We start from the raw sequence: 6,654 nt of genomic DNA, 5'->3' as shown, positions 1-6,654 counted from the left end.
AGCGTTGCCGCGCTGGAGAAAGACGTCCGCGCCTGGATCACCAACTGGAACGAGAACCCCAAACCCTTCGTCTGGCGCAAAACAGCCGAGGAAATCCTCGACTCCCTAGCGAAATATATGGCGAAAATTTCGGGACCGACACACTAGTAGACCGAAGTGCTGGACGTTTGACCAGTTCGGTGGTTGAGTATTTCCGGTGACCGAAACGTCGCCGATCGCGGGCCTGCACGCGGCCACCGCCGAGCTGGATCCGCCGCTTGCCGTCCTGGACCTGGCCGCCCTGCGCGCGAATGCCGCTGATCTGGTGCGCCGCGCCGCGGGTCTATCGGTGCGCGTGGCCAGCAAATCCGTGCGCTGCCGCGCCGTCCTCGAAGAAGTGCTCGGCGCCGATCTCACCGCTGCGGGCGGCTTCGCGGGCATTATGTCCTACTCCCTGCGCGAAGCCATCTGGCTGGTACGTCGTGGAGCCCGCGACATCCTGCTCGGCTACCCGAGCGTGGACCGGGCAGCGCTGGCCGAACTGGCCGCCGACGATACCCTGCTGCGCTCCATCACGCTGATGATCGACGACGTCGCCCAACTCGACCTGATCCGCGCCGCCGTCGGCACCGACCGGGTGCGCCCACGGGTCTGCCTGGACGTGGACGCCTCCTTGCGGATCGGTCCGATCCATCTCGGTGTACGCCGCTCCCCGGTGCGGACACCCGAACAGGCCGCCGCATTGGCGAGTCAGGCGCTGCGCCGCGGGTTCGACGTAGTCGGCGTGATGACCTACGAGGCGCAGATCGCCGGGCTGCCCGACACCACTGTCGCGGTGCGCCTGGTGAAGAGTGCGTCCGCGGCGGAGATCGCCAGGCGCCGCGCGAAGGTGCTCGACGCGGTCCGCTCGACGACCGGCAAGCTGGAGATCGTGAACAGCGGCGGCACGGGGTCGATCGAGGTAAGCGTCGCCGACCCGGACATCACCGAGGTGACCGCGGGTTCCGGCTTGTACGTGCCGACACTCTTCGACCACTACCGATCGTTCACACCGAGGCCCGCACTGTATTTCGCGACCTCTGTGTTGCGGCGACCGACGCCGACCATAGCCACCGTCTTCGCTGGCGGCTACATAGCCTCCGGCCCGGCCGGGCCGTCGCGGGTGCCGAAACCGGTGTGGCCCAGCAGATTGAAGCTGCTCGGCACCGAGGGCGCCGGCGAGGTGCAGACCCCGCTGTCAGGGGCTGCGGAACTGCGCATCGGCGATCGGGTGTGGTTTCGGCACGCGAAGGCCGGTGAACTCTGCGAACGGTTCGACACCCTGCATCTGGTCGACGCCGACGGCTCCCGCAGCTCCGTGCCGACCTACCGCGGCGAGGGCGCCTGCTTCGGCTGACCGCCTCAGCCCAACCGCAAGAACCCGGCCAGGTCGGCCAGGTCATCGGGTGCGGCGGGCAGGTATTCGGTGAGCAGTGGCGAGCGAATGATGATCGCCTTCCACATCGCGCGGCACAGCGCGGCGTGGAGCAGGTTACGTGACAACAGGAACGTCATGCCGTATGGGGCGTCGGCAGGGCTGGAGGTGGTCATCGAGAGCAGCACCACGGCCGCTTCCCTGCCTCGGAACCGGTCCGGCGTCCCCACCAGCACGTCCTCGATCTTCGCGCGAGCCAGCATGGTCTTGATCCGCCCGACCTGCGCGGCGTACGGCGCCACCACGAAGATGTCGTGCGGGTGCAGTCTGCGAGTCGTCGCACCGCTCGTCCACGACATGCCCAGCAGCGTGCGGACCCGGCGCACCACCTCCCGGGCCTCGGCTACCGATTCGGTGGAGTTGCCGTGATGATCCACCAGTACCGTGCACACGCCTGGTTCCTCGCCGTCGAGCTGCCGTGCGAGGGTGACGGTTTCGTTGGACCGTAGGCGGCCGTCGTAGTACAGCCGGGAGAGCGGTTCGCACACCGCGGGATGCATCCGCCAGGTCCGGTCCAGAAAGTAGCCGCGCTGCGCGGGCAAGGTCTGGCGGCCCTCGGCCAGCCAGCCGAGCACCGATTCGCCGACCGGAGCCGGATGGGCGCTGCGTGCGGCCGACGGCACGGGATCGCCGAGCAGCAGCAGGTTTCGCGCGCTTGCCCCGACGGCCACGGTGTCGGCCAACGACAGACGGCCCGCGTCGGCGACCACGAGCAGATCGAGGCTCGCGCGCGGCACCACGTTCTCGTTCGCGAAATCGGCCGGGGTGCCGCCGAGAACGCAGCCGCTGATGGCGTTGTCCAGGAAGCGTGGATAGCGATCGGCGTCGATCACGGCCCACTCCGGGGCGACCGCCGCGACGTCCTTCTTGGCGACCAGCTCCGGGAGCACGCCGATCCGCACGATCGCGTCGAGCAGATTCTCCACCGTCGAATGCGCCTGCGCGACAATACCGATCCGCCATTTGTGTCGGGTGACCAAATGCTCCAGCACCCGGGCAGCGGTCGAGGCCTTGCCGGTGCCGGACGGTCCCTGCACCGCGAGATAGGAGCGGTCGAGTTCGCGCACGGCGGCGGTGATCGCCGCGGCGTAGTCGCCGTGCACCGCGGGCAGCCCGGCGTCCCCGCGCAGCCGCGGCGGGCGACGCACGAGAATGTCGAAAATCGCCTCCCGCGGCGCGTCCGGCAACGTCATGAGCAACTGCTGCGCCGCGAATTCCACTGCCGTCTCGGCGTTCTCATCCCAGGCCGGAAGACCGGGCGCGATCGCGGTCGGCAGTTCGTCGTAAGGTTCGCAGCCGTCGGGCAGCAGTTCCTCCAGTCGGACGGTGTCGTCGAACTCGGCGTCCACCGAGCAGCCGAGCACCGTCGCAGTCGCGGTGGCGCGCCGACCGACGGCGGTGACCATGCCCGCGGCGACCGGCCGGTCGTAGAAGGTGTAGACGGGGGTGCCGGGGGTCAGCGCGCTCGGCCCTGCCGCGCCGCTCCAGCTCCTTGCGATCCGGCCGGTCAGCGTCAGATACCGCCGCATTGTCGGCCGGTCCGGGCGGCGATGCCACTTGGTGTCGACCGTGCCCCAGTCGGCGACCAGAACGCCAGGGGCGTCGGCCCATTCGTCCACGGGATGGCTGAGCCGGTCGGCGTGCGCCCACCACAGCGGCTGCCGTTCGCGCCGGTGGTAGCCGAGCGCCGCGGCCATCATGGCGGAGGGGTGCAGCGGATCACCATATCCGGCAGCATATTCCGCGAGCGCGGCCTCCAACGATGACGGACGCGACGGGGGCGCGGACTCCGGCTCGTCGGGGCCCGCCACCGTGCACCACGAGCTGGCCTGCTCCAGCGTCACCGCTTGCGGGTCGATGCGCTGCTCGGCGGCCCGGTCCAGTAACCAGTCCCGCAGTCGCAGCACGGTCAGGCAATCGCGTTCGGCGGCGGGCGAATGCGCCGCACCGGGGAGCAGCCGCCGAAGGCTGCTCAGACGGTAGGACCGCTCGCCGGTGATCATGGCGTTGCGGACGATCGGGTACAGGTCGACCAAGACGCCGTCGCACAGCAGCTCGTCCACGATCTCCGCACCGACTCCGTGCCGCCCGCTGCAGTGCAGCAGTGCCGTGCGCACCGCCGAGGTGTAATGGTAGACGTGCAGGTCCGGATATATTCGTCGCCGCCGCACGAGATAGTCGAGCACCTGTTCGAGCGCGCGGCGCTGTCCGGCCGACTCGCTGTCCGGCGTTCCCGCCGCGCCGAACGGGCCGCGGAACGACAGGTGCACGGTGCCCGGCCCGCCCACCTCCAGGGTGAGCGGTAGTCGGCCGCCGCCCTCGATGGTGAGCGAGAGATCGCCGGGGGAGGGCGGCGGCAGTGCGCCGAGCGCGATCGCGTCCACCAGGCTGTGCATCGGCTGGCCCGAATCATCGCGCCGCAGTTGGATTTCCGCCTGGCGGCGCAGTGTGGACAAGGTGCGCGGCGGCACGCCTGGCACCGAGACCTCGGCGGCGGCCAGCCGATCGATGGTGCTCACGCCTGCTTCGCGCAGACGGGTGCGGGTCGCCGACGGCATGCCCGCCACGAGCAGCAGGTCGCGCGCGGCGGAGAGGGCGGCGGTGCAGGTCCGGCAGCGGCCGCAGGCGAGATAGCGAGGGTCGCCCCACTGCACCGGTAGCAGCTCGCTGAGCTTCTCGTCCAGAATGCGTTCTACCCGGCGCCTGCGTGCGCGATACACGGGAAGGAGCTCGCTCAACGGGTGGGCGCTGCTCCCCTCGGCGAGGTGCAGCCGGATCAGCGGCGCGGTCAGCGCGCCGGAGCGGTCGAGGGCGTCGGCGCAGGCGGCGAGTTCGACCGCGGCGCCGACCCGGTCCGTCCTGGCGGGCGCGGTGCCGTGCACGGTGTAGCGGACCCGATGGTCGGCGCGGACGAGGAAGTCGCAGGAGTAGTCGAATCGGCCGTCGAAGAAGGTCGCGCCGTGGATCACGGGCACGCCTGCGTGCAGCGCCGCGACGGTCTGCGCGTGCGCGGCCGTCAGCGCATCGATCCGCTCGGCCGGTTCACCCGGTTGGTCGGGTGGACGGTCGATCTCCACCATCGCGCCGCCGAACCGCGCGCGGTAGTCGGCGAGGCGGTGTTCCAGGGGATCGTCGACTATGTTCGGCGGCTCGGGCGCCCGTTCGGCGCCATCGAATTCGGCCTGGATGGTGCCCAGTTCGGTGTCGAGGGCGCGCAGCAGCGCGAATTCGCAACGCGCCGCGCGCACGAGGTCGACGGCGGTGCAGACGACACGATCACCGAACAGGAACAAACGCGGCCCTCCTGTGTCTTCGCGGGACACCCGCTGCCGGCATGCGCCTCATTACGCACCGACGGCAACACTGTAGCTAGCCCGTCTGACCTCGGTGTACCCTCCCCGGTTCAGGAGCGTGGCTTACGCCGCTCCGTTCGCTTGGCGCCGTCGCGATCCCGGCGCGGACCCCGGCTGAACGAGCGTTGCTGCGGCGGACCCTGGTCGAGCTGCAGCTGGATAAGCACGCCACCGATCCTGGTGCGCCGCAACGCTTCCAGCGTTTCAGCGGGCAGCTGCGCGGGCAGCTCCACCAGGCTGTGGTCGGGACGGATGCTGATATGCCCGAAGTCGCTGCGGCGCAGGCCACCCTCGTTGGCGATGGCGCCGACGATCGCGCCCGGCACCACGCGATGCCGCTTGCCGACGCTGATTCGGTAGGTCGCCAGCTCTGCTCCGGTGGCGCGGTGCAGACCGCCGCCCTGCCGGTCGTCCTCGAGACGCCGTGCGGGCCGCTCGCGCGGGGTCCGGTCGCGCTGCGGGCGCTCTACCGGCTCGGGCTCGGGTTCCATGAAGAAGTTGTCGCCGTCGTAGGAGCCGACGGCCAGCGCCGCCGCGATGTCGACCAGCGGGATGTTGTGCTCGCGCTCGTAGTCCTCGATCAGTTTGCGGAACAGCGGGAGGTTCGCCGAGGCGAGGTTCTCGGTGATGGCGTCACCGAATTTGGTGACGCGCTGTGCGTTGACGTCTTCCACACTGGGCAGCTGCATTTCGGCCAGCGGGTGCCTGGTGGCCCGCTCGATCGACTTGAGCAGGTGCCGCTCGCGCGGTGCGACGAACAGCAGCGCCTCGCCGCTGCGCCCGGCCCGCCCGGTGCGGCCGATGCGGTGCACGTAGGACTCGGTGTCGTGCGGGATGTCGTAGTTGACCACGTGTGAGATGCGGTCCACATCCAGTCCGCGCGCGGCGACGTCGGTGGCGACGAGGATGTCCAGCGCACCGGACTTGAGCTGGCCGATGGTGCGCTCGCGCTGGTTCTGTGCGATGTCTCCGTTGATCGCGGCGGCGGAAAAGCCCCTGGCGCGCAGCTTTTCGGCCAGCTCCTCGGTGGCCTGCTTGGTCCGAACGAAGATGATCATCGCCTCGAACGACTCGACCTCGAGGATCCTGGTGAGCGCGTCCAGCTTGCGCTGATGCGAGACCTGCACCCAGCGCTGCGTGATGTTGGTCGCCGTCGAGGTCTTCGACTTGACCGTGATCTCGACCGGATCGTGCAGATACTGCTTGGAGATCTTGCGGATCGCGGCGGGCATGGTCGCGGAGAACAGCGCCACCTGCTTGTCCGACGGCGTGTCCGCAAGGATGCGCTCGACGTCCTCCTGGAAGCCCATCTTCAGCATCTCGTCGGCCTCGTCGAGCACCAAGTACTGCAGCTGCGACAGGTCGAGCGTGCCCTTCTCCAGATGATCGATCACGCGGCCCGGCGTGCCGACCACGACGTGCGCGCCGCGGCGCAGGCCGGAGAGCTGGACGCCGTAGCTCTGGCCGCCGTAGATCGGCAGCACGTGCAGGCCTGGAATGTGCGCGGCGTAGCGGCCGAACGCCTCGGCGACCTGGATCGCGAGCTCACGGGTCGGGGCGAGCACGAGGGCACGAGGATGCCTGCCGGCGACCTCCAAGCCCATCAGGATCGGAATCGCGAAGGCGGCGGTCTTGCCGGTACCGGTCTGCGCGAGACCGACGACGTCCGCGCCGGAGAGCAATGGGGGAATCGTCGCCGCCTGGATCGGCGATGGCGACTCGTAACCGACATCGGCGATGGCCGCGAGGATGCGGTCATCGATACCGAGATCGGCGAAAGACGGGCCGTCGGTGTCCCTGTCGTTGTCGCCAGGAACGCTGTCGACCTGATTGGTACTCATTGACCAG

At 69.5% G+C, this 6,654-nt stretch carries 3 protein-coding genes; 1 reads left to right on the top strand and 2 read right to left on the bottom strand.

Annotated elements, in window-relative coordinates; all coding sequences use genetic code 11:
* Positions 1 to 196 precede the first annotated feature (196 nt).
* Positions 197 to 1,375: an amino acid deaminase/aldolase gene (locus AB4Z47_RS12790; protein WP_441950535.1), complete on the top strand. Its 1,179-nt coding sequence runs from the start codon at positions 197 to 199 to the stop codon at positions 1,373 to 1,375.
* Between the two features lie 5 nt (positions 1,376 to 1,380).
* On the opposite strand, the gene AB4Z47_RS12785 is transcribed toward AB4Z47_RS12790, so the two are convergent.
* Together AB4Z47_RS12785 and AB4Z47_RS12780 are read right to left on the bottom strand one after the other, a co-directional pair.
* Positions 1,381 to 4,746, bottom strand: a complete 3,366-nt coding sequence (locus AB4Z47_RS12785) for an AAA domain-containing protein (protein WP_441950534.1) — start codon at positions 4,744 to 4,746, stop codon at positions 1,381 to 1,383.
* A 110-nt stretch (positions 4,747 to 4,856) separates the two neighbouring features.
* Positions 4,857 to 6,647 (bottom strand): DEAD/DEAH box helicase, encoded by a 1,791-nt coding sequence (locus tag AB4Z47_RS12780; RefSeq protein ID WP_441950533.1) that lies wholly within the window; start codon positions 6,645 to 6,647, stop codon positions 4,857 to 4,859.
* Between the last annotated feature and the right edge of the window lie 7 nt (positions 6,648 to 6,654).

Origin of the sequence: Nocardia sp. 2TAF39 (genome assembly GCF_052114905.1) — a bacterium.
Classification (GTDB): domain Bacteria; phylum Actinomycetota; class Actinomycetes; order Mycobacteriales; family Mycobacteriaceae; genus Nocardia.
This window is presented reverse-complemented; position numbering and strand designations above follow the sequence as displayed.

Excerpts from the sequence above, each read along its gene's own strand:
- AB4Z47_RS12780 (WP_441950533.1), bottom strand. The coding sequence starts at position 6,647 with ATGAGTACCAATCAGGTCGACAGCGTTCCTGGCGACAACGACAGGGAC.